This window comes from Streptomyces sp. ISL-99 (assembly GCF_018614005.1).
GTDB classification, from domain to species: domain Bacteria; phylum Actinomycetota; class Actinomycetes; order Streptomycetales; family Streptomycetaceae; genus Streptomyces; species Streptomyces flavidovirens.
Genome location: NZ_JAGGPC010000015.1, coordinates 1 through 21,124 on the forward strand (window position 1 = coordinate 1; position 21,124 = coordinate 21,124).

Annotated in this window: 21 protein-coding genes; 10 read left to right on the forward strand and 11 right to left on the reverse strand. The window is 68.1% G+C overall.

The features are described 5' to 3' along the window. The first annotated feature begins 28 nt into the window (after nt 1–28). Both J7E91_RS09370 and J7E91_RS09375 read left to right on the forward strand, forming a co-directional pair. Complete coding sequence (locus J7E91_RS09370; RefSeq protein ID WP_214900789.1) at nt 29–304, forward strand: hypothetical protein; 276 nt, start codon at nt 29–31, stop codon at nt 302–304. A gap of 232 nt (nt 305–536) precedes the next feature. Then, nucleotides 537–1,412, forward strand: a complete 876-nt coding sequence (locus tag J7E91_RS09375) for a DUF4365 domain-containing protein (protein WP_214900790.1) — start codon at nt 537–539, stop codon at nt 1,410–1,412. A 66-nt stretch (nt 1,413–1,478) separates the two neighbouring features. Here J7E91_RS09375 and J7E91_RS09380 read toward each other — a convergent pair whose 3' ends face one another. Both J7E91_RS09380 and J7E91_RS09385 read right to left on the reverse strand, forming a co-directional pair. After that, entirely contained in the window at nt 1,479–2,756 is a 1,278-nt protein-coding gene (locus J7E91_RS09380; RefSeq protein ID WP_214900791.1) for a site-specific integrase, read from the reverse strand. Further along, the gene (locus J7E91_RS09385) at nt 2,749–3,099 is read right to left on the reverse strand and encodes a helix-turn-helix transcriptional regulator (protein WP_308376268.1); all 351 of its coding nucleotides are present in this window, start codon (nt 3,097–3,099) and stop codon (nt 2,749–2,751) included. The genes J7E91_RS09380 and J7E91_RS09385 overlap by 8 nt, the downstream gene beginning before the upstream one ends. 382 nt (nt 3,100–3,481) lie before the next feature. Here J7E91_RS09385 and J7E91_RS09390 point away from each other — a divergent pair, with 382 nt between their 5' ends. From J7E91_RS09390 to J7E91_RS09405, 4 genes are all read left to right on the forward strand, one after another. Further along, on the forward strand, nt 3,482–3,706 hold the full coding sequence (locus J7E91_RS09390) for an AlpA family transcriptional regulator (protein ID WP_251015420.1): 225 nt from the start codon (nt 3,482–3,484) through the stop codon (nt 3,704–3,706). A gap of 762 nt (nt 3,707–4,468) precedes the next feature. Next, on the forward strand, nt 4,469–5,671 hold the full coding sequence (locus J7E91_RS09395; protein ID WP_214900795.1) for a DUF3631 domain-containing protein: 1,203 nt from the start codon (nt 4,469–4,471) through the stop codon (nt 5,669–5,671). Between the two features lie 319 nt (nt 5,672–5,990). Beyond that, a complete protein-coding gene (locus J7E91_RS09400; protein ID WP_214901067.1) occupies nt 5,991–6,596 on the forward strand; it encodes a hypothetical protein in 606 nt (201 codons plus the stop codon). Beyond that, the gene (locus J7E91_RS09405; RefSeq protein WP_214900797.1) at nt 6,586–8,304 is read left to right on the forward strand and encodes a relaxase/mobilization nuclease domain-containing protein; all 1,719 of its coding nucleotides are present in this window, start codon (nt 6,586–6,588) and stop codon (nt 8,302–8,304) included. The genes J7E91_RS09400 and J7E91_RS09405 overlap by 11 nt, the downstream gene beginning before the upstream one ends. Before the next feature lie 24 nt (nt 8,305–8,328). On the opposite strand, the gene J7E91_RS09410 is transcribed toward J7E91_RS09405, so the two are convergent. From J7E91_RS09410 to J7E91_RS09430, 5 genes are read right to left on the reverse strand one after another with little or no spacing between them, the layout of a single operon-like run. Next, nucleotides 8,329–8,859, reverse strand: a complete 531-nt coding sequence (locus J7E91_RS09410) for an ATP-binding protein (protein WP_214900799.1) — start codon at nt 8,857–8,859, stop codon at nt 8,329–8,331. Between the two features lie 39 nt (nt 8,860–8,898). Continuing rightward, on the reverse strand, nt 8,899–9,774 hold the full coding sequence (locus J7E91_RS09415) for a glycosyltransferase family 2 protein (RefSeq protein ID WP_214900801.1): 876 nt from the start codon (nt 9,772–9,774) through the stop codon (nt 8,899–8,901). Next, complete coding sequence (locus tag J7E91_RS09420) at nt 9,768–11,003, reverse strand: hypothetical protein (RefSeq protein WP_214900803.1); 1,236 nt, start codon at nt 11,001–11,003, stop codon at nt 9,768–9,770. The genes J7E91_RS09415 and J7E91_RS09420 overlap by 7 nt, the downstream gene beginning before the upstream one ends. Next, the gene (locus J7E91_RS09425; protein WP_214900805.1) at nt 11,000–11,704 is read right to left on the reverse strand and encodes a hypothetical protein; all 705 of its coding nucleotides are present in this window, start codon (nt 11,702–11,704) and stop codon (nt 11,000–11,002) included. Before J7E91_RS09425 ends, J7E91_RS09420 begins: the two co-directional genes overlap by 4 nt. Then, nucleotides 11,701–12,858 carry a glycosyltransferase gene (locus J7E91_RS09430; protein WP_214900807.1) on the reverse strand — a complete coding sequence of 386 codons (1,158 nt, stop codon included), beginning with the start codon at nt 12,856–12,858 and terminating at the stop codon, nt 11,701–11,703. The genes J7E91_RS09425 and J7E91_RS09430 overlap by 4 nt, the downstream gene beginning before the upstream one ends. 141 nt (nt 12,859–12,999) lie before the next feature. On the opposite strand from J7E91_RS09430, the gene J7E91_RS09435 reads away from it, so the two are divergent. From J7E91_RS09435 to J7E91_RS09445, 3 genes are all read left to right on the forward strand, one after another. Continuing rightward, nucleotides 13,000–13,974 carry a helix-turn-helix transcriptional regulator gene (locus tag J7E91_RS09435; RefSeq protein WP_214900809.1) on the forward strand — a complete coding sequence of 325 codons (975 nt, stop codon included), beginning with the start codon at nt 13,000–13,002 and terminating at the stop codon, nt 13,972–13,974. A 5-nt stretch (nt 13,975–13,979) separates the two neighbouring features. Further along, nucleotides 13,980–14,552 carry a peptide deformylase gene (locus tag J7E91_RS09440; RefSeq protein WP_308376270.1) on the forward strand — a complete coding sequence of 191 codons (573 nt, stop codon included), beginning with the start codon at nt 13,980–13,982 and terminating at the stop codon, nt 14,550–14,552. A 347-nt stretch (nt 14,553–14,899) separates the two neighbouring features. Further along, a complete protein-coding gene (locus J7E91_RS09445) occupies nt 14,900–16,357 on the forward strand; it encodes a DUF2971 domain-containing protein (protein WP_214900814.1) in 1,458 nt (485 codons plus the stop codon). A gap of 423 nt (nt 16,358–16,780) precedes the next feature. On the opposite strand, the gene glnA is transcribed toward J7E91_RS09445, so the two are convergent. Next, nucleotides 16,781–18,190, reverse strand: coding sequence for a type I glutamate--ammonia ligase (glnA, locus tag J7E91_RS09450; protein ID WP_214900816.1), 1,410 nt, complete (start codon nt 18,188–18,190; stop codon nt 16,781–16,783). Nucleotides 18,191–18,399: 209 nt separating this feature from the next. Between glnA and J7E91_RS09455 the strand changes: the two genes are divergently transcribed. After that, complete coding sequence (locus J7E91_RS09455; protein WP_214900818.1) at nt 18,400–18,867, forward strand: RDD family protein; 468 nt, start codon at nt 18,400–18,402, stop codon at nt 18,865–18,867. Nucleotides 18,868–18,976: 109 nt separating this feature from the next. On the opposite strand, the gene J7E91_RS09460 is transcribed toward J7E91_RS09455, so the two are convergent. The 3 genes from J7E91_RS09460 to lipA all read right to left on the reverse strand — a co-directional run bounded on the left by J7E91_RS09460 (nt 18,977) and on the right by lipA (nt 21,111). Further along, nucleotides 18,977–19,678, reverse strand: a complete 702-nt coding sequence (locus J7E91_RS09460; protein ID WP_214900820.1) for a DUF4191 domain-containing protein — start codon at nt 19,676–19,678, stop codon at nt 18,977–18,979. Nucleotides 19,679–19,688: 10 nt separating this feature from the next. Beyond that, nucleotides 19,689–19,901, reverse strand: coding sequence for a hypothetical protein (locus J7E91_RS09465; RefSeq protein ID WP_028811348.1), 213 nt, complete (start codon nt 19,899–19,901; stop codon nt 19,689–19,691). A 244-nt stretch (nt 19,902–20,145) separates the two neighbouring features. Beyond that, nucleotides 20,146–21,111: a lipoyl synthase gene (lipA, locus tag J7E91_RS09470; protein WP_214900821.1), complete on the reverse strand. Its 966-nt coding sequence runs from the start codon at nt 21,109–21,111 to the stop codon at nt 20,146–20,148. Between the last annotated feature and the right edge of the window lie 13 nt (nt 21,112–21,124).

A 21,124-nucleotide genomic window follows, 5' to 3' on the forward strand; every position in this document is an offset into this window, starting at 1 on the left:
CGCTTCCTAAAACACGGCCTAGTCCCTCATGACCGACACACCACAGGAGCAGCTCGATGGTTTCGTGCGGGCCATCAACGACCTCCACATAGCCACCGTGCGCGCCGAGGACGCTCGTGCGGCATCCGAAGCCGCCGCTAACCTCCACTCGGGCAGCGGCTACCTCAACGCACCGATGGAGGTCCTTGAAGCGTTCTCGCGGGCCATCGAGATCGGTTACGCGGCGGCCCTCCAGGACGTACGCCAAGGAAGACTCGACGCGGACATCCAGGGGTGGCGGCCTGAGCTGTTTGATGGCGAGTGACGTGTATGAGCCCCTGTCACGCGGCTAAGCGCACCCGGCAAAGTCCTCTGCTGATCCTGTGACTCTTTGTTGGCTACGAGGCCGGCAGATGCAAGGACGAACGCGACGGTGTCGCTGGCTCTGGAACCACTGCGCCGTACGATGGGGGATGGAGTGCTCATACTCTCTACTACGACAGGGGGCGGTTGCGGTCGTGCAGGTTCGGCAGTCACAGCAACTTGAGCGAGAGGGAGTGACCTGGATCAGCCACCTCGTCACCCGGGAGCTTGGTTGGGTCTTCAGGGAGCAGCCGACTGTCGATGTGGGTATCGACGCGCACTTGGAGGTTGTGGACGGCGCCACCTCAAAGGCGACAGGCCAACTCCTTGCTTTGCAGATCAAGGCAGGGTTGAGCTATTTCGCGTCACCTACCGAAGAGGGCTGGTGGTTCGTCGGCGACACGGCGCACATGGAGTACTGGCTAGGGCATTCACTGCCAGTTCTTGTGATGCTCTACAACCCTGAAACTCAGAAGGTCTACTGGCAGCACGTCAGCAGGCAGACTGCGTTTTCTACGGGCAAGGGGTGGAAGATCCATGTGCCTGTTACTCAGGAGCTAAGCCCGCAGTCCGTTGTGGAGCTCCAGCCGCTTGCGCGGCCATCATCCGAGCTCAACGGTCTTCAGAGGCTGATCGCTTGGGACATTGAAGGCGAAAACACGTGGGCTTCCTGGCCGGAGAAGGCCGAGTTCTACCGCCACCTCTTGAGCGCGCGCCTGCACATGCTATTCAGCAGCGTTGTCGGAATCACCGAGGTTCGTCGCGACTCCATGCCGGTGGACATGACGGTATGGCTGACTATGGGACGCAACATTGATGTTGCTCTGGTTCATCCCTCCAGCCGTCTGGACAGACTCTTCGCCCGGGGCAAAGACGCCTTCGACCCCGTTGTGGCCGTCGTTTGCGGCGCCCAGAATCTGAGCGAGTGCCCTCAGCTACGGGGGCTCACAATCGATCCACCGCTCTTCTTCGCTGCATGGAGCCCTGAGACCGGGGGCGATGAAGATCTGCGAACTGCGATGGAACACGCCATCCGCTGGCTGTGCGGGCCCGACGAAGTCTGGTGCTGATCTCGTGATGGTCAGGCTTGATGGCCACGAAGCGGCCAGAAGAGAGGATCAGCGGTTGACTTCGTGTCATCCGCTTAGTCGGTAACGCTGACCGATCGCCTTGCGGGCCTTCTCGACCGCGCCCGTCACGCGGTGGACGTACCGGCGAAGGGTGAACGCCGGATCCTCGTGACCGAGGAGGTCGGCGAGGGTGTAGACGTCGACACCCTCGTTGATCGCCTCGGAAGCGAAGAGGTGCCGCAGAGCGTGCATCATCTTGTCGCGGCACTCTTCCCAATTGCGGCCCTTGCCAACGGGCTTGTCGTTGAGGGCTTTTATCTCGCCGATCGCCTCCAGGGCATCCTTCCAGAGGTAGTTGAAGTAGTTCTTGTTCAGCGGCTTGCGTTCCCGAGTGGTGAACACCAGGCGCGCGGTGACCGGCCCGCCGTCCTTGGTCATCCACGGCAGGGTGACCTCGACCGGCGGGTGCTTGCGCATGTGCTCGGCGAGCCGCACAGCCAACTCGTCGCCGACCGGCACGAAGCGGTCCTTGGGGTCATCCTCCGTACCACCCTTCGGCGGCGCGAAGACGAGGGTGCCGCGGTCGTGGGTGATCTGGCGGCGTATGTGGACGACCTTGTCCTTCTGCAACCAGTTGACGTCCTCGGGGCTGAACCCGAAGATCTCGCCCTGCCGCATGCCGAGCCCTCGGCCGCAGTCGACTGTGGCTTGGTAGCGGTCAGGCAGGTGCTCGCGCACGGCGTCCGTCTGCTCCCAGGACAGCGGCACGTCCTTCGCCGCCTTCTTCGACCGCCTCGGCTTCACGCGCTTCACCGACCCCGTCTCGCACGGGTTCTTGGCGATCAGGTCGTCGTCCACGGCCATGGCCAGGATCGATGACAGGTGGGTGAAGATCAGCCCGACGGTTGTCTCGTCGAGTACCTGCAGCCGGCGCTTGATCCAGGTCTGCACGGTGGACGCCTTGATCTGGCGCAGCTTGAGTGAGCCCAGCGGCCCGATGATGTGGTTCCGGACGCGGGACTCGTACTGGGCGTAGGTCCGAGGGTTGTCGAAGGTCTGATTCTCCAGCCACTGCTTGGCCACCGCCTTGAGCTGGGCCTCGCCCTTCCTGGGGTCGACGTACGTGCCGTCGTCGACGCTGCCCTGCATTTTGGTGAGGTGTTGCCGGGCGTCCTCGTACCGGTCGAAGCTCTCGCTCTGCTGCTGCCCGTCGGGGTCGCGCCACCGAGCCAACCACCTTTTTCCGCGCCCGTGTTCACGGGACGGCACCTTGCCGTGGGCCTTGCACTTCTCGTCGCCGTGTTGCGGGCGCTTCTTGTGCCAGCGGTCGTACGGCTCAGCCAAGAAGGGCCTCCTGTATGCGGTTGAAGGTCTGGGCCGCGGAGTGTGAGACGGCACCGTGAGCCGCCCACTGGGGCAGCAGAGCACTTGGGGACACGCCGAGGGCGGCGGCGATGGCGACCAGGTCGTCGACGTTGCAACGGTGACGACCGCGTTCGGTGCGACTCATGGCGATGTTGGTCATCGGGCGACCCAGGGCAGTGCAGCGCTCGGCGAGCTGCCGCTGGGTGAGGCGGCACGCCACACGGGCCGCCTCGATATTGCGGGCGGTGCCGATTCCGGCCGGTTCGATTTCGATGGGGTAAGTAGCCATGACGGATAGCTGTAACTCGAAATCATCGGCCATGGCAATAGTTGGTTCTGAAACTCTACAGAACTTGCAGGCGCGGGGTGCTTCGGCAGGAACGGGCGGTTCGGTGTATCGAGAATCGGGTGGTAAAGTCCCGCGCCGCTATGGCGGTTCCAGGTATTGGCGGTCACCGCAGATGCTCCTGGCCTGCCACTTACCTGGCGACGGATCGCTGAGTACCTACGCGGACTTTCGCGGGAGAACCGGACGCGAGGGCGAACTTTTTGGTCAACCGGCGATCCGCTCTTACAGTTATGCCCTCTTCGGTCGCCCCGTAATTCGGGGCTGCCGCAGAATGCCCAGAGATGCATGTGGACAGAGCCCGAAGCGTGTGGCTTTCTTGCCCATGCCCGTCGCCTGCAACCGATATGGAGTGTCCTTGCCCAACGGATTCCCTCGCTCCGCCACGGCCGCCACGCGCGGCCCGCTCGCCACGCCGGCTGAGATCGCCGCCTACCTCGGGGTGCCGGTGAAGACCCTCTACCAGTGGAAGTACCGGGGTATCGGCCCGAAGGTCCACAAGGTCGGCCGACACCTGCGCTACCGCTGGCGCGAGGTCGACACCTGGCTCGACCAGCAGACCTCGTACGACCTCACGGCATGACTCACGGGGAAACAGAGCGGCCCTCGGCGCGCCAACGCCGGGGGCCGGAGATTCCCCTACGCATCGTCCATCCCTGAACGAACGAGCCGGTGAGGGGCGGGACCTAGCCCGTCCTGCCTCTCACCAGAGAGGAACGTCTATGGAGGACTCTACGTCCTCACGTACTTCGAGTGCATCCGTCAACGCGGAGGCCATGCCCAAGGTCGTCTGGCCGCCCGTGGCGGCCCCCGGGCAGGGGACGGTCCCGCGCAACGGGGACCGAGCCGAGTCATGGTCCCCTCGCCAGGGGACCGGCGATGGTCCCCACAGCGGGGACGGTCCCCTGGGGCCGGATGCCGGGGACCGGTCCCATCGTGCGGGGACCGGGGGCCAACCGCACCACGGTGTTGCTCCGTTGCCTCCGCAGGGCGCGGCCTGGTCCCACGACCAGGCACGGGCCACGGAGCAGATATCCGCTGACGAGGAGGAGATGCAGGCCAGCGGCGTGCGGACCGGACCACAGGCTGCGGACCATGCCGGTCCCGGCGGACCAGTGCCCTCCCCGAGGGCGGACCATGAGGCTGGTCCCAGTCCCGTGGTCCCCAGCGTGGGGACCGGTCACCAGGACGCGGGCACTGCACCAGGGGACCGTGCGGCAGGGGGCCGTGGTCCCCAACGGGCTGCGGGGGCCGACGGTCCCGTGGGGACCGAGCAGGTACAGAGCGGGACCGTGGTCCCGGACGACGGTTCGGGGACCGGGGACCGTGGGGGCACAGGCGTCGAGTGACCGGTGACGGGGCCGAACTGCTGGATGAGCTCCAGGCGGCGATCGGTCGGTACGTGGTGTTGCCGAGCGAGGAGGCGCTGACGGCGGTGACGCTGTGGGTGGCGGCCTCCCACATCCAGCCCGCCCTGCAGCACGCGCCGCGTCTGGCGGTGGTGGGGCCGACGAAGGGGTGCGGCAAGTCCCGTGTCCTGGATGTGCTCCACGAGACCGTGCACCAGCCGATGATGACGGTGAATACCTCGCCGGCGGTGGTCTTCCGCGTCATCGGCAAGAACCCGCCGACGCTGCTGGTGGACGAGGCCGACACCATCTTCGGCCCCAAGGCGGGCGAGAAGGAGGACCTGCGGGGCCTGCTGAACGCCGGGCATCAGCGCAACCGGCCCGCCTGGCGGATCTCCGGGCCGGAGCACAAGCCGACGGCGTTTCCCACCTTCGCCATGGCCGCGCTGGCCGGGATCGGCGACCTGCCCGACACGATCATGGACCGGGCGGTCGTGCTGCGCATGCAGAAGCGCAAGCCGGGCGAGCGGATCACCCCGTTCCGCTCGCGGTACTCCGTGCCTGAACTGCACGCGGTGCGCGACCGGCTGGCCGCGTGGCTGACGCCGCTGCGTGGCACGGCTGCCGGTCTGGTGCCGAAGATGCCGGTTGAGGACCGGGCTGCGGACACCTGGGAGCCGCTGGTCATCGTTGCCGACCTGGCCGGCGGCCACTGGCCCACCAGCGCCCGCGCCGCCTGCTTGGCGATGACTCGGCACGAGGCCGTCCAGGACGAGCAGACGACCCTGAAGACGCGGCTACTGCGTGATATCCGCCGCATCTTCGAACAGGAGGGCAACAAGGAGGCCCTGCGCTCGCAGGATCTGCTGGCCGCTCTCCTGGCAGATGCTGAATCTCCGTGGCCGGACTACGGCACCAAGGGGCTGACCGCCTTCCACCTGTCGGCGCTGCTGCGGGACTTCGGCATCCGCCCGGCGAACTATCGCTTCGAGCAGGGCCGTCAGGCCAAGGCGTACGCCCGCAATCAGTTCCTCGACGCCTGGGCCCGCTATTGCCCCGACCCCGCCCAGCCGGCCCCCGCAGCCGGGCACGAGTTCACGCCCGTACGCCCAGCCCAGGGCAAGCCGCCCGCCCCTCCGACCGGGCCGCTGCCCGTCGGCCCGCCCGGCGGCACCGTAGGCCCCAAGCCCGCCCGCTGACCCACCCCCTGGGTCCGTCTCAGTCCGTCGCATCCGTCCCCGCGCAGGTCAGCGCGGGGACGGACTTCCTCGCCGGGACGGAGGTATCCGTACCTGCGGCCGAGTCCGTACCTGTCCTGACCAGCCACGGGACGGCTGCGACGGACGTGACGAAGCCCTGCCCACATGCCACCGGAGCACCACCATGCACGACAACAGCACGGACGACGCCCCCTCCCGCCACCGCAGGGAACTGTTCAGGCTGGCCCGCCGAACAGCAGCAAGCTGGAGCGAACGAGCCTCTAACGAGGCTTCGTCCGCGCTTGCCCCCGCCCCAGGGGTGGCGGAGGAAGAGGCCGGGCGCCAGCGGGCGCCCGAGCCTGGGGAGGGGACGACCGAGCCCAGCACCGCACCCGTCGCCGACTGCGCCGCCCCGTGCCCCGAGCAGCCTGCAGATGCCCGACCGCCCGTTGAGCAGCCTGCCGATACGACGCCTTCCGATGAGCGGCCTTCGTGGCGCAAGCCCGACGCCCCGGCGCTGCCCGCTCTGATGAACCGTAAGCGCACCACCGAGAAGCGCGACCAGGAAAGGACCATCCGCTTCACCCCGACCGCGGTTCGCATCATCGCCAAGGAGGCCGAGCGGCGCGGTCAGAAGTTCGCCGGGTTCGTCGGCGACGCCGCGCTCGCTGTTGCCCTCGGCAAGGCAGGCATGGTCGGCAGTCCGGAGGACGATCCCATCCGCCCGCTGATCGAGGCCGTCGAGGCTCACACCGTCGCGCTGAACCGCATCGGCAGCAACCTCAACCAGATAACCGGAGCCATCCACCGAGGAACCGTTCCCGAGCAGGCGGAGGCCGTGCTCGCTCGCGTCGAGCGGACGGCCGAGAGTAGTTACCGGCTGATCGACCAGCTCCTGGCGGAGGGGGCCGGCCATGGTGCCTGACGTCTCCACCGGCTCCAGCACCCTCGGCCTGATCAACTACCTCTTCGGCCCAGGGCGGCGGGACGAGCACACCGACCCGCACATCGTCGCCGCCTGGGACATGGCCGGTGCCCCCGACCCCGGCCGCGACCACGAAGCCACCTACAGCCAGCTCGCCAGGCGCCTGGACCACCACGTCGATCTGCGCACCCGCGAGCTGGGCGGCCACAAACCGCCGCAGCACGTGTGGCACTGCCCGGTACGCACCGCACCCGGCGACCGATACCTCACCGACGCCGAGTGGGCAGAAGTCGCCCGCCGCATAGTGGCGGCCACCGGCATCGCGCCCGAGGGCGACGAGAAGGCGTGCCGGTGGATCGCCGTACGGCACGCGGACGACCACATCCACATCCTCGCCACTACCGTCCGCGCCGACGGCCGACGCCCCCGCACCCACCGCGACGGCCAGCGGGCACAGCAGGAGTGCCGCAAGATCGAGGCCGAGTTCGGTCTGCGCCGCCTGAAATCCGGCGACCTCACCGCACCGCCCACACTGACCGGCGCCGAGCGCGCCAAGGCCGAGCGCCAGGGCCAGGACGTCACCGCGCGGGAGTGGCTGCGCGAGCAGGCGTACGCCGTCGCTGCCGCCGTACGCAGCGTTGACGACTACTTCACCGTCCTCACGTCGCTCGGCATCCAGGTCAAGCAGCGCATCGGCCCTGAGTCAGGCGAGGTGACCGGCTACAGCCTGGCCGCCCCCGGCGACACCGCCCAAGGCGAGCCGGTCTGGTACGGCGGCTCCAAACTCGCCCCCGACCTGTCCTTCAACCGCCTGTGCGAACGCCTCCCCACCCAGGACGTAACCGACCGCCCGCAGCACATCGAGGCCCCCCACACGTCATGGCGCCGTGCCGAGTGCGCCGTGCGCACAGCCCACACCGTCCTCGACTCGGGCGACGACGCCGCAGCCCAGGGCCAGCTGGATGCCTTCAGCGACGCCCTGCACAACCTGGCCCGTGCCACACATGGCCCGCACCAGGCCGAACTACAGGCAGCCGCGACGGCGTTCAACCGTTCCCGCCGCTCGGCGATCCGGGCCGACCACCAGGCCGGCACCTCCCTGCGGGACGCCGCCAAGGAACTCGCCTACGCCACAAACGAGCCGGGCGGGCTCGCCATCGCCCTCATCTTCACCGCCCTCCACCTGGCCCGCGCCGCCGCCAATTGGCACGCACAGCGCGGCCACCAGCAGCAGGCCGCCGCAGCTGAACAGGCCCTCCTCCATCTGCGGACCGGCTACCAGCAGGGCAACGAGCCGGTCCTGGCAGACCTCTCCCGCCGAGCCCCACGCCAGCAGACCATCGACCGATTCGAGGCCACCGTGCGCCAAACACTCCCCGACCACGCCGACCAGATCCTGGCTGATCCTGTCTGGCCCGCCCTCACCACCACGCTCGCCCGCGCCGAGACCGTCGGCCACAATGCCCGCCAACTCCTGAGCGAGGCTGCCGCCGAGCGTGAACTCGACACCGCGGACTCACCGGCACAGGTTCTGGTGTGGCGCATCACCGCCCAGCCGAACAAGCGCGTGCAAGCAGCGCGCAGGCGAAGCACCGTGAGCGCCACGTCCTTCGTGTCCGCACCTCAGCCTGCGCCCGCGGCAGTGGGCGAGAAGAGCGCTGATCGCAGCCAACGCCAAGCGCGTGGCGGACCACGCCATGGTCGGTAATAACGAGCAGTGAGTGGGTCTACTTCAGACCTGCCTGTGCCTGACCGCAGACAGCGCAGCCACGAGCGCGTCCAGGTCTCCGGTGTAGACGATGACTTCTTCATCGTTGGCCGGGGGGTCGAATCGGGCGAAGAAGTCGTCGAGGGCTTCGGGGGTGACGGTGAGGGCGTTGGCGTCCTCGCGCTGGTTGCGCTCGGCGAGGCGTCCCAGCAGCTCTTCCCGGCCGGCAGGGAGGTAGACCACGACCGGGTGGCCGCCCGCTTCGCGGGCGGCCTGCTGCCAGGCGGCGCGCTCGGCGCGACGCCATAGCCCGTGGTCCAGGACGATGTCGTTCCCGGCCTCCAGCTCCTTGACGAACCGTGCCCGGATCGCCTCGACCACGGGCCGTTCGCGCTCGAAGTAGGTGTGCTCGGGGTAGTCCACGCCGTATCGGCCGTGGAGGCGGTGCACCTCCTCGTCCACGGACAGCCGCGTGTAGCCGTGGTCGGCCAGGGTCTGGGCGACGGTGGTCTTCCCGGAGCCGGTGATGCCGGCCAGGAGAACGGCGAGGGGCACGTGGTCATCCCTTCCGCGACGAGCTGTCCGTGGGCGCGGTCATTGTCTCCAATCCTGGCAGGTGTGCGCGTGCGGTCGCCAGGCCGTGACGATGCTGCGGGCCTCGCTGGGCCAGCTGAACGGCATGCGGTCCAGGGTCACCCGGCGGAAGGCGAACTGCGGATCGCTGGTGTTGATCACGCCGCCATGCTGGCTGACGTGGGACAGGAGGCGGCTGGCCTCGTCGCGCACGGCTGGGGTCTGTTCCTGCCATGTGCCGGTCGAGAAGTGCTGGACCCGGCGGCGGAGGTCGTCCAGGACGCCCGAGCGCCACTTGAAGTGGTGAACCGCGCAGATACGGTCGGCATCCGGACGCTGTCCGGGGGCCCTGTGGTTGCCGCCCGCCACGGTGACATCGTGGCGGGCGAGAACGATCTTGCGGGGGTCTCCGTGCAGGAGCCGGTGGGTGAGGTGCCCGCCGAGGGGATAGGCGAGATCCAGTCCGCCTTCGGGCCTCCAGCCGGTCAGGCGCCCGCTCGCGGCGATCCGGTCGAGCATCAGGCCGCCCACCACGCGGTGCCCGGACTTCTCTGCCTGGGCGATCACCTCACTCAGCGGGGCGGGGTACTGCTGGAACTCGTCGGCGTCGGCGAGCAGGTGCCAGCCCGGGCCGGCCCGGTGCCGCAGGGCTTCCCTGAGCTGGGTGTTGGTGTGCTCGTGCCACGGACCGGTGCTGGTGCCGGTGGGGATGATGCCCAGCTCGCGGCTGGCGGCCTGGAGTTCGTGCCGCTGCTGGTCGGGCACGTGCTCGGGGAAGTGGAAGGCGATCAGGAACCGCTCGACGCCCATCCACCGGTAGTGGCGGACCCAGGCGGCCAGCAGCGGGGGCTCGACAGGGCCGACGACGGCGATCAGCGCGGGAGGGGCGCTCAGCATCGGGACTCCTTCGTACGCAGTGAGGCAAAGGTGCGGGTGAGGAAGTCGGCCTGCCCGGCGGCCGACCACATCCCCAACAGGTGGGTCGCCTCGGGGCCGGGCCGCTCGGGCGGCTGACGGATGACGCTGTGCAGGGCCTCGGCGAGGGCGTCCGGGGCGCTGGCGGTGAAGGTCAGGGCCCAGGGCCGGCCGCTCAGGCGGGCGGTGAGACCGGGGTCGTGGTCGGAGACGACCAGGGGGACGCCGAGGCGGGCGGCGTCCATTACGAGCCCGGACTCCTTGCCGACGCCGGGGCGGCGGGTGACCAGGGCGGCGTCGGCGGCGGCGTAGACCAGCCGCAGCACCGATTCGCTGACCGGTCCGGGCACCGTGTGGAGGCGGACGTTCGGCAGGTCACGCCACCGGGCGAGCACAGCTCCGTCCAGCGGGATGCCGGTGACCACCAGGTGCAGCGGATCCCTCAGCAGGGTCAGGGCGGCGTCGATGACTCCGACGTCTTTGTAGGGCCACCAGCCGCCGACCAGGCACACCGCGGCTTCGCCGGTGGGGATGTCGAAGGCGGTACGGCCGCCGTCGCGTTCGGCGTCGGTGAGGCGGCGGCCGTCGTCGATAGCGAAGGCCCGCACCACCGCGGGCAGGTCCGGGAAGGCTGCCGTGAACTGATCGCCTACGGCCTGGGTCGGGCAAACCGCCAGAGCCTGCCTCTCGCCCCGGCGGGCGAGCCGGCCGAGGAACCGCACGGTGGCGTCCTCGGTAGTGACTTGTTCGTGGACGAACCGCAGGTGCGGCAGCCCGCCGAGGAGAGCGGTGGCACCGTGCAGGGCCTCGCTCGCGCTCAGGATCACCACCGCCTCGGCGCCGGGCTCCAGCCGGCGGGCGGTCCGCAGGGCCGACGCCTCCGCAAGGCACCGGGCGATGAGGGTGATCTGGTGCGGAAGCCGCCGTAGGAAGCGCGGCCAGCGGCGCGAGCGGAAGACCCGTAGCCCAGCCCTGGAGAGCCTGGCCGCAAGGCGGGAGGCGGCCAGCAGCACGGCCGCCTGGTGCCCGGCCGGTGCGGTCACCAGCCGGGCCCCGGCCTCGCGCAGGGCCGCCACCGCCTCGCGGACGATCCCGTGCGGGGCGATCACCAGGCTGTAGGGCCGGGCCTGGGCGAGGGCCACCAGCGTGCGCTGGTGGTGCCCGCCCAGGCGGTCGGCGTACGGCTCGATCAGCACCAGGGGGCCGGTCACCCGCCCACCGCCTCGTCCCCGTGGGCGGCGGTGAACCTCTCCCGCAGCCACGTGGGGTCGTTGAGGTGGTCGAACTGCCCGGGGGCGCGGGCGAACTTCTTGGCGAAGGCGACCCCTTCGCGGGCCCCGGCGGCGGCGTACGGGGCGAACTCGCCGTTGCGGCTCTTGGTCCATGCCTCCACCCGCTGGCGGGAGTCGTCGTCGGCCATGCGGTACTCGCTGCCGCGTGCGAGCATCGCGCACTCTCGGAAACCGGCCTTCCACGCGTGGAAGGGGCTCTGGTTGAACCTCGTGATCCCCGCGGTCTGTTGGGCGAACTCGATCCGTCCGGGCAGGGCAGCGAGCACGTCCACGGCCTCGCCCATCTCGCGCAGGGCACTGCGGCGGACCAGTTTCAGCCCGCCGTAGCCGTAGGTCAGACCGTTGACCGGGTTGACCGCCCGCCACACCCGCATCGACACGCCCTCGTCCAGCGGCTCCACCGTGGCGGGGGCGAAGCTGGCGTCGATGGCGAAGTCCCCGTCGGCGAGGAAGAACTGCTCGTGGTCGACGACCTCGGCACACAGACGGTAGGCCCGGCGCATCCCGTGTACGCCGTGCAGGCGCTTGACCTTGCCGCCGAGCGTGCGCTGGAGCCGGGAGTGCAGAGAGGTGGCCATCGGCTCGTCGTACGAGAGGAGAACCGCGTCGAAGCTGTTCACGAGACGGCCTCCAGGTAGCGGGCCGCGATCAGGGTGGGGGTGAAGTCGGCGGTGGAGGCGTGGGCCCGCTTGGCGTGCAGGGCATGGAATTCGGCGTCCGTGGCGAGCCGTTCAGCCAAGGCGACGGCCTCGGCCGGGGTGGTGAAGCACAGCTCGGGGTCGATGTGCTCGGCGAGCCAGCCAAGGCGGGGCGAGATGACCGGAAGGCCCATGCCCTGGCAGTCGATCACGCTCATCGACCAGGGGCAGCCGGGCCGGAACGGGGCGATGCCGAAGCGCGCGCCGGCCAGCAGGTCCTTGTAGCGGACGCGGTCGCCCCGGTCGGAGACGACCTGCACGTGCGGCAGGGCGGCGAGCTGGTCACGCATCTTCTCGGGGCTGTCGTCCAGGCCCTTGCGCTCCGCCCGGCGCTGGCCGAACAGGTCCATGACCCGCAGCCTGACGGTGCCGGACGCGACCAGGTCGCGGGCCAGGTCCACGAACTGCCCGGTGCCGTAGTGCGCGTACAGCCGGTGGTTGTAGACGCCGATCGCCCCGGCGCCGGAGGCGGGCTGTGTGGTGGCGGGGTCGCGTACCAGACGCTCGTCACGTGGGGCGGGCACCACCCGCAGCTTCTCGCCGAGGTCCACGGTCGTCCGGGCGGCTGCCGCCGACACCCAGGACGCAGCCGTGGAGGAGTGGACCAGCACCCGGTCACAGGCGGCCAGTCCGGCGGCGAACGCCAGCAGCACCGGCCGCCCGAGCCCCGCGTCGTTCAGGGACGGGTCGAGCTGGAGCTGGCCGCCGCGCGTGAAGGAGAACGGCAGGTAGTGGCAGTAGCCAGCCAGTAGGGCGTTGGATCCGGCCTCCAGTTGGGCTGTGCGGATCGCCGGGGCCTCCTCGATCTGGTTGGCCACGACCACGTCGGGCTTCTCCTCCCGGATCAGGGCCACCAGCTCGTCGATGTCCGCGGAGAAGCGGGCCCGGTACTTCGTCCCCGGCACCTTCGTCTGGTGGAATCCGCAGCGGGCATCCCCGGCCGGAGCCGGGGCCGCGACCGTCACCTCCGCTCCGGCATCCACCAGAGCCGGGGCAAGCAGGTCCGCGAAAATCCACCCCGAGTCGGCCGAAAGCCGGTCGGGGTTGGAGATGTTCAGCAGGTACAGCACACGCATGTTGCTTCGCCTCCCTCATCCGCCCGGAGGGTCGATCCGGGCCAGTAAGGGAAGGAAAACGGCGACGCAGGCCGTGACGGGATGATGAACTTGGATCACTCACGGTTCATTCATGCTCACCAACGATGACGCGGGGCTTCGATGGAAGCGCAAGGCGAGGAGATCACCGCCGAGCAGGCGGCCGAGGACTACGCGGCCGAGGTGGCGCGCTGGCGGGAAGTACGCGGCATGTCCAAGAGGGCGTTAGCGCTGGCCATGGGCTTCGACCCGTCCTACGTCAGCCACGTGGAGTCGGGCCGCCACAAGCCCAGCGAGGAGTTCTCACGTCTCGCCGACGAGTCACTGAACGCCGGGAAGGCGATCTGGAGACGCTGGTGCGACTACGAGCAGGCGAAGGCCCGTACCCGGCGGCCGGCGGCGGCGCCGCCCGCCCAGCGCAGGCCCGAACAGCCGTATGCGACCGGATCGGCCCTCGTTGTGGAACACGACGCGGCGCGGCTCCAGTACGACGGCAGCTCGTACCGGCTGACCATGCGCCGACGACTGCGGAACACCGGCGACGAGCCGGTGACCCGCTACCTGATCCGCATCTCCGTGGACCGCTACCCCGGCGACCCTGAGCAGTCCAACGCGCACTACCGAGCCCACCCGCTGACCTGGGACGAACTCGACCTCACCGCCACCTGCCGGGGCGAGGCGATGCGGTGGCAGGCCAAGCACGACCGCGACGCCTTCAAGGAAGTCTGGCTGCTGTTCGACAACGAACACGGCCGCTTCCCGCTCTACCCGGGCGAGTCCGTGTGGATCGAGTACGCCTATTCCGTCGGCGACGACAAATGGGGCAACTGGTTCCAGCGAGCCGTCCGCCTGCCCACCGAACAACTCGAGGTCCAGCTCGCCTTCCCCGCCACACTCGACCCCGTCGTGTGGGGCACCGAGACCTCCATGACCGCCGAAGCCTCCCCGCTGCGAACCCCTCCCGTCCGCAGCGACGACGGTGAACTACGGCAATTCACGTGGATCACGACTACACCCGCCCTGCACGCTCGGTACCGTCTGGAGCGGCGGTTTCGGGCACGGACCGAACGCGACACAGATCAAGGGGAGTTCAGGTGATTGACGTGCGGCCCAGCCAGCAGATGCGAGACCTCGGCGTCGTCCAGCACGGCGCTGGCATCCTCGCCGAACCGGCCCGCGCCTTCGACCTGCCCGCCGAACGCGACGAGGCCGAACGCATCACAGACGAGCTCTTCGCCGCCATGGAACGGATCGGCCAGGTCCACCCCTTCGCCAAGGGCATGGGCATCGCGGCCCCGCAGATCGGCATCGGTCGCGCCGCCGCCGTCGTCCAGCCGCCCGGCGATGCCCCCGCCATCATCCTGCTCAACCCGATGATCACCGCCCGTTCCGACGAGACGGACGAGCAATACGAGGGCTGCCTCAGCTTCTTCGACGTCCGCGGCCTCGTACCCCGCCCGCTGAGGGTCACAGTTGAGACCACGGCCCTCACCGGCGAGACCGTCACTACCATCTACGAACGTGGCCTCGCCCGCCTCATCCACCACGAGATCGACCACCTCGACGGCCTGCTTTACACCGCGCGCATGCGACCCGGCGTCGAACCGATCCCCGTGGAGGAGTACCGCCAGACCGGTCGTTCCTGGATTTACGACGGGGTAGTGCCTGAAAATTGATCTTGCGATGATGTGGCGAGTTAGCGGATGCGGTATTGGATTGGATAGCAGCTTCCGTGTCCGCCAAGGGCTCCACTCTGCCGGGCCGTCCCGCACGCAGCCGAACTATTTGCCCCGGCCCCAGCCGACCAGAGCTCAGCATGAAACACGCCGACTGGCCCTGATCTAGCCGCAGTGATCGAACGCGCCCACGGAAGCTTCTGCCCGAGGGACCGTATAGATCGCATATCAGGAGTGCGCGGAAACCCAGCTTCACCCTGGGCTGCAACAGAAACCACTTCTCGTCATTATGACGAAATTGCGTTACGGTGTCTGTGGTACCAGTAGGCCCCGGGAAGGAGTGCCGAATGACTGTGAATGGGCAGCCGTCTGGCCGTGCGGGCGATCATCCGGCAGCGCTGTTTGAGAGTTACAGCGAGTACGAAGTGTTCGCTGCGCCCCGAACCGTCACGCCTCACCTCTTTCACTACACGAACACCGAAGCGGCGGTCACCGGCATTCTGGCCTCGGGCACCCTGCGGCTGTCGCCCTACAAGTCGACCAACGATCTGTGGGAGTCTCAACCGCACTACCCGACGCTGAGCGCGCATCACGATCAAGAAGGTCTTGACGCCGGTTTCGACCTGTGGGACGAGATCGACTGGCACCTTCGCCTGCACACCAAAGTCGGGTGTCTGACACAGGACATCGCACTTCCGAGTGAGGTATTCCATCGCGACGCGCTGCGCGGCTGGGCCCATCTGTCATTGTGGGCCCATTACGGAGCCGCGCACACTGGGGTGTGCCTAAAGTTTGACCGTGACCGGCTCATCGCCTCGTTCCTGAAGCATGCACGGCCCTCTGTACTGGCTTTCCATGGCCCCGTCCTCTACCTGCGCGGCCAGGACAGTCCTGCCACAGGGATCGATCTGGGGCAGGTGGAGGAGTTCGGCGTGGACGCAGTGGCGATCGCCTATGCGGAAGCCAATAAGGACCAGTTGTTCTTCCGCAAGCACATCGACTGGGACAGTGAGAGCGAGTACCGGCTGATCCTGCTGAACGAGTCCATCGACTTCGACTACGTCGACATTCGGGACGCGCTTACCGGGATTGTGTTGGGCAGCGCGTTCCCGGAGGACAGCGTGCCGGATCTGCTGAAGGCGCTTGAGCCCTACCCTGGCGTCACCGTGGAGCACGTGCGGTTCCATAACCGCAGGCTGAACTGCTTCCCCTTCGAAGGATTCGTGGGCCGACCACGGCAGGTGACCCACCGTACATGGCCCGCTCCGAAGAGGGAGGGGCCCTTGCCTGGGCGCCTGCAAGCATTGCGCGAAGCCGAAGCCAAAGCCGTTGCCCAAAAGGCGGCCGCCACCTTGCTGGCGGAAGAGCACGTGACCGCGCTGGCCCGGGGCATTGAGATGCTCACTGCCGATCTGAGGCGCTGGCCCGGCACCCAGGCGAACAGTCATCGCCACAGCATGGCGATCCCCCCGGAAAAGCGGATGCGCAGCGCAGGCGTTGCCGGTGAGGTGATCCACTACCAGCAAGGCTTCATGTGCGTGGTGGAGAACTTGCCGCTGTACACACATACGCTCGTCGTCGCCGCCGCCATCCAAGTGCTGGATAACCAGCGCCTGCGCTTTCACGCTGTCGTGACCACGGAGCAGTGGCACCCCGACGGCAACACATGCACCGAGCACTGGCGCGGTCAGCGCGAAACGTCCGCAAACGACGCTTACGAAGCAGTGACCGCGATCTTGCGGCAGTTGGCAACCGAGGTGTGCGCCTTCCGCAGCGTGTTCGACCAGGCTCGCGGCGTTCCGTAAGCGGATCCGAACGTCGCACTGTCGGATGGACCGTGACCGGACGGACCTCTGCCTCCCTCACAGCAATCAGCCGCGTGAAGGTGGCCAACCCGGGACTTCGACGCGCCAGCGCTGCACAGACCGAACGGTGACCGGCAACCATCGCGGCAGGTCACCAACCCGCTCGCAGTACTAGGAGACCACGAAGGCGGGGCGGACGACCTCTTTGTTTTCACCACGCTGTCAACCAGTGAGGCCGCCACTCCAGACGGAGCGGCGGCCTCACTGCTGCGCTGACGGGAAGTCAGGTTTTGGGTGGTCCGGTGCACACCCGGTGCACAAGGCCCTGGAAATTGGCCGGGAACAGTGGGAACCACCGAGCAGTGTTTCCCCAGCTCACAGCATGTTTCCGGACCTTAGCCCCAGGTCACCCGGCCCCGCCTCTTAGATGTCGAAGTACAGCTCGAACTCGTGCGGGTGCGGGCGGAGCTGGATCGGGGCGATCTCGTTCACGCGCTTGTAGTCGATCCACGTCTCGATCAGGTCGGGGGTGAAGACACCGCCGGCCAGCAGGTAGTCGTGGTCCGCCTCCAGGGCGTCGAGGACGGCCGGGAGCGAGGTCGGGACCTGCTGGACGTTCGCGTGCTCCTCGGGAGCCAGCTCGTACAGGTCCTTGTCGATCGGCTCCGCCGGCTCGATCTTGTTCTTCACGCCGTCCAGGCCCGCCATCAGGAGCGCCGAGAACGCGAGGTACGGGTTCGAGGACGGGTCCGGCGCGCGGAACTCGACGCGCTTGGCCTTCGGGTTCGAGCCCGTGATCGGGATACGCATGGCCGCCGAGCGGTTGCGCTGCGAGTAGACCATGTTGACCGGGGCCTCGAAGCCGGGGACCAGGCGGTGGTACGAGTTCACCGTCGGGTTGGTGAAGGCCAGGAGCGACGGGGCGTGCTTGAGGATGCCGCCGATGTAGTACCGGGCGATGTCCGAGAGGCCCGCGTAGCCCTGCTCGTCGTAGAAGAGCGGGTTGCCGCCGGACCACAGCGACTGGTGGACGTGCATGCCCGAGCCGTTGTCACCGAAGATCGGCTTCGGCATGAAGGTCGCGGTCTTGCCGTTGCGCCAGGCGACGTTCTTCACGACGTACTTGAAGAGCATCAGGTCGTCGGCCGCGGCGAGCAGCGTGTTGAACTTGTAGTTGATCTCGGCCTGGCCGGCCGTGCCGACCTCGTGGTGCTGACGCTCGACCTGGAGGCCGTTCTTGTCCAGCTCCAGGGAGATCTCGGCACGCAGGTCGGCGAAGTGGTCGACCGGCGGGGTGGGGAAGTAGCCACCCTTGTAGCGGACCTTGTAGCCACGGTTGTTCTCGACCGCACCGGTGTTCCAGGCACCGGCCTCGGAGTCGATGTGGTAGAAGGACTCGTTCGCGGAGGTCTGGAAGCGCACGTTGTCGAACACGTAGAACTCGGCCTCGGGGCCGAAGTACGCCGTGTCGGCGATGCCGGTGGACGTCAGGTACGCCTCGGCCTTCTTCGCCACGTTCCGCGGGTCACGGCTGTACTGCTCGCCCGTGATCGGGTCGTGGATGAAGAAGTTGATGTTGACCGTCTTGTCCTTGCGGAACGGGTCAACGCGGGCGGTCGACAGGTCCGCGCGGAGCGCCATGTCGGACTCGTGGATCGCCTGGAAGCCGCGGATCGAGGATCCGTCGAAGGCCAGCTCCTCGTTCGGGTCGAACGCCGCGGCCGGAATCGTGAAGTGCTGCATCACCCCGGGCAGGTCGCAGAACCGGACGTCGACGAACTTGACGTCTTCGTCGGCGATGAACTTCTTCGCGTCGTCGGCGTTCTGGAACATCCAACTCCTCCTACTCCCACCCGGTAGGGATGGGGTTGCAGCTCTCCGTGCGGCCAGTGCGGTGGCACACGCTGGACCCGACCATAGGTAGCCCGGATTTCTCAAGCATGACCCATTTGTTTCGCACAAGTTAACCGGACCGGCTCCGACGCGGGCTCGGAAGGGGCCCGACCTCCAGGGTACGAAAGAGGTCGCAGTACCTTGTACGGGTGGACAACAGGCAAGCAATCGGATCGTGGCTCTCCGGGCCGGGCGAAGCCGCCAAGGAGATGGGTGCCGACACCGGGTACCGGGGTGAGCGGCTCGGACTGCCCGAGCAGGGGCCGGGCGCCATCGCCCCGCTCGGCCGGCGCTTCGGCGCCCTCTTCACCGACTGGGCTCTGTGCATGCTCATCGCATACGGGCTGCTCACGGGTGGTAACTGGCAGGCGTCGGGCAACTGGGCGCTGGGCGTTCTGCTCGTACTGAGTGTGCTCACCGTCGGGACGGTCGGCTCCACCCCCGGCAAGCGCCTCTTCGGCCTGCGCGTCATCGCGGAGAACGGCGGCCGTCTCGGCTTCTTCCGCGTGTTCGTCCGCAGCGTCCTGCTGTGCCTCGCGATCCCGGCGCTGGTCTGGGACCGCGACGGCCGCGGCCTGCACGACCGCCTCGCACGCGCCGTCCAGGTCAGGATCTGACCGAAGAGGACAGAAGAGGGCAAGAAAAGAAGGGCGGCCCGGAACCGAATGGTTCCGGGCCGCCCTTCGGCGTATGTCATATGTCCCTTGTCGTACGGGAGGGGAGAGGTCAGCGCATCTTGCCGCGCGGCATCCGCCCGCCCTTGGGCATCGGCCCCTTCGGGAGGGGCATGTTCGACATCAGATCACCCATCGCGCGCAGCCGGTCATTGGCCGTCGTCACCTGGGGGCCCGAGAGGACGCGCGGCAGCTTGAGCATCGTCGTGCGCAGCTTCTTCAGCGGCACCTGACCCTCGTCGTTGCCGATGATGATGTCGTGGACCGGTACGTCCACCACGATCCGCGCCATCTTCTTCTTTTCGGACGCCAGCAAGGTCTTGAGCCGGTTCGGGTTGCCCTCGGCCACCAGAACGATGCCGGCCTTGCCGACCGCGCGGTGTACGACGTCCTGGTTGCGGTTCATCGCCACTGCCGGAGTCGTCGACCAGCCGCGCCCCACGTTCTGCAGTACGGAGGCAGCAGCACCCGGCTGTCCCTCCATCTGCCCGAAGGCCGCTCGCTCGGCGCGGCGTCCGAAGACGATCGCCATCGCGAGGAAGGCCAGCAGGAAGCCCAGAATGCCCAGGTAGACCGGGTGATCGATCAAGAAGCCGATCGCGAGGAAGACACCGAAGGTGACGATGCCCACACCCGCGAGAACGAGACCGATCTTCGAGTCGGCCCGCCGGGTCATCTTGTAGGTCAGGGCAATCTGCTTGAGTCGCCCCGGGTTCGCAGTGTCCGCGTTGTCTGCGCGTTCCTTCCTCGCCATGCTGTGAAGTTTACGTTGCCCGGGAGGCCCGTCCGGCCACGGCCTCCAGTACGTGCTGAGCCTCGACCCTGTCCTTGGCCCTGCGCCGGTCTTCAAGCACCGATGTCCAGGCGTTGCGGCGTGCGGTGCGCTGTCCGCCGCGCATGAGGATGGACTCGACGGCGCGCAGCGCGTCGGTGACGGACGGGATGGCGGTAGCGCGGACGGGTGTCGGGGCCTGCATGGTGTGGGTCCCCCCTTGGAGTGATGACTCGGGAACGGACGGATGCTGCCGGAGTGCTGCTGTGTGTAAACCCAGGGTCACTGATTGGTGTTACCAGCGCATGACCGAGCGGTCAAACACCCATGAACCCTTCACGCGTACGGCCGAAACAGCGACGCGGCCCGTACGGTCCCCCTCACCTGCGGGGACGGTACGGGCCGCGTCGTCCAGGCCATTACTGGCCGGTAATCACTTGTGCTGGGATTCACACATTCGGTGCGGCCGCCAGCTCCTCGCGCCGCTCCATCGCCTGGCCGAACAGCCGGCCCGCGCGGTACGACGAACGGACCAGCGGCCCGGACATCACACCGGAGTAGCCGATCTCCTCGGCCTCCTCCTTCAGCTCCACGAACTCGTGCGGCTTCACCCAGCGCTCGACGGGGTGGTGGCGCGGCGAGGGGCGCAGGTACTGCGTGATCGTGATGAGCTCGCAACCCGCGTCGTACAGGTCCTGGAGCGCCTGGCTGACCTCTTCGCGCTCCTCGCCCATGCCCAGGATGAGGTTCGACTTGGTGACCAGACCGGCCTCACGGGCGCGCGTGATCACTTCGAGGGAACGCTCGTAGCGGAAACCGGGGCGGATGCGCTTGAAGATGCGCGGCACCGTCTCGACGTTGTGGGCCAGGACCTCCGGGCGGGACGAGAAGACCTCGGCCAGCTGCTCGGGGACGGCGTTGAAGTCGGGGATGAGGAGCTCGACCTTCGTACGGCCGGCCTCACGCTCCGAGGTCATCGCGTGGATCTGGCGCACGGTCTCGGCGTACAGCCAGGCGCCGCCGTCCTCCAGGTCGTCGCGCGCGACGCCCGTGATGGTGGCGTAGTTCAGGTCCATCGTGACGACGGACTCACCCACACGACGCGGCTCGTCCAGGTCGAGCGCGGCGGGCTTGCCGGTGTCGATCTGGCAGAAGTCGCAGCGCCGGGTGCACTGGTCACCGCCGATGAGGAAGGTGGCCTCGCGGTCCTCCCAGCATTCGTAGATGTTCGGACAGCCGGCCTCCTGGCACACCGTGTGCAGCCCTTCGCTCTTCACGAGCGCCTGCATCTTGGTGTACTCGGGGCCCATCTTCGCCCGGGTCTTGATCCACTCGGGCTTGCGCTCGATGGGGGTCTGGCTGTTCCGGACCTCCAGGCGCAGCATCTTGCGTCCGTCGGGTGCGACTGCGGACACGTCCGGCTCCCTA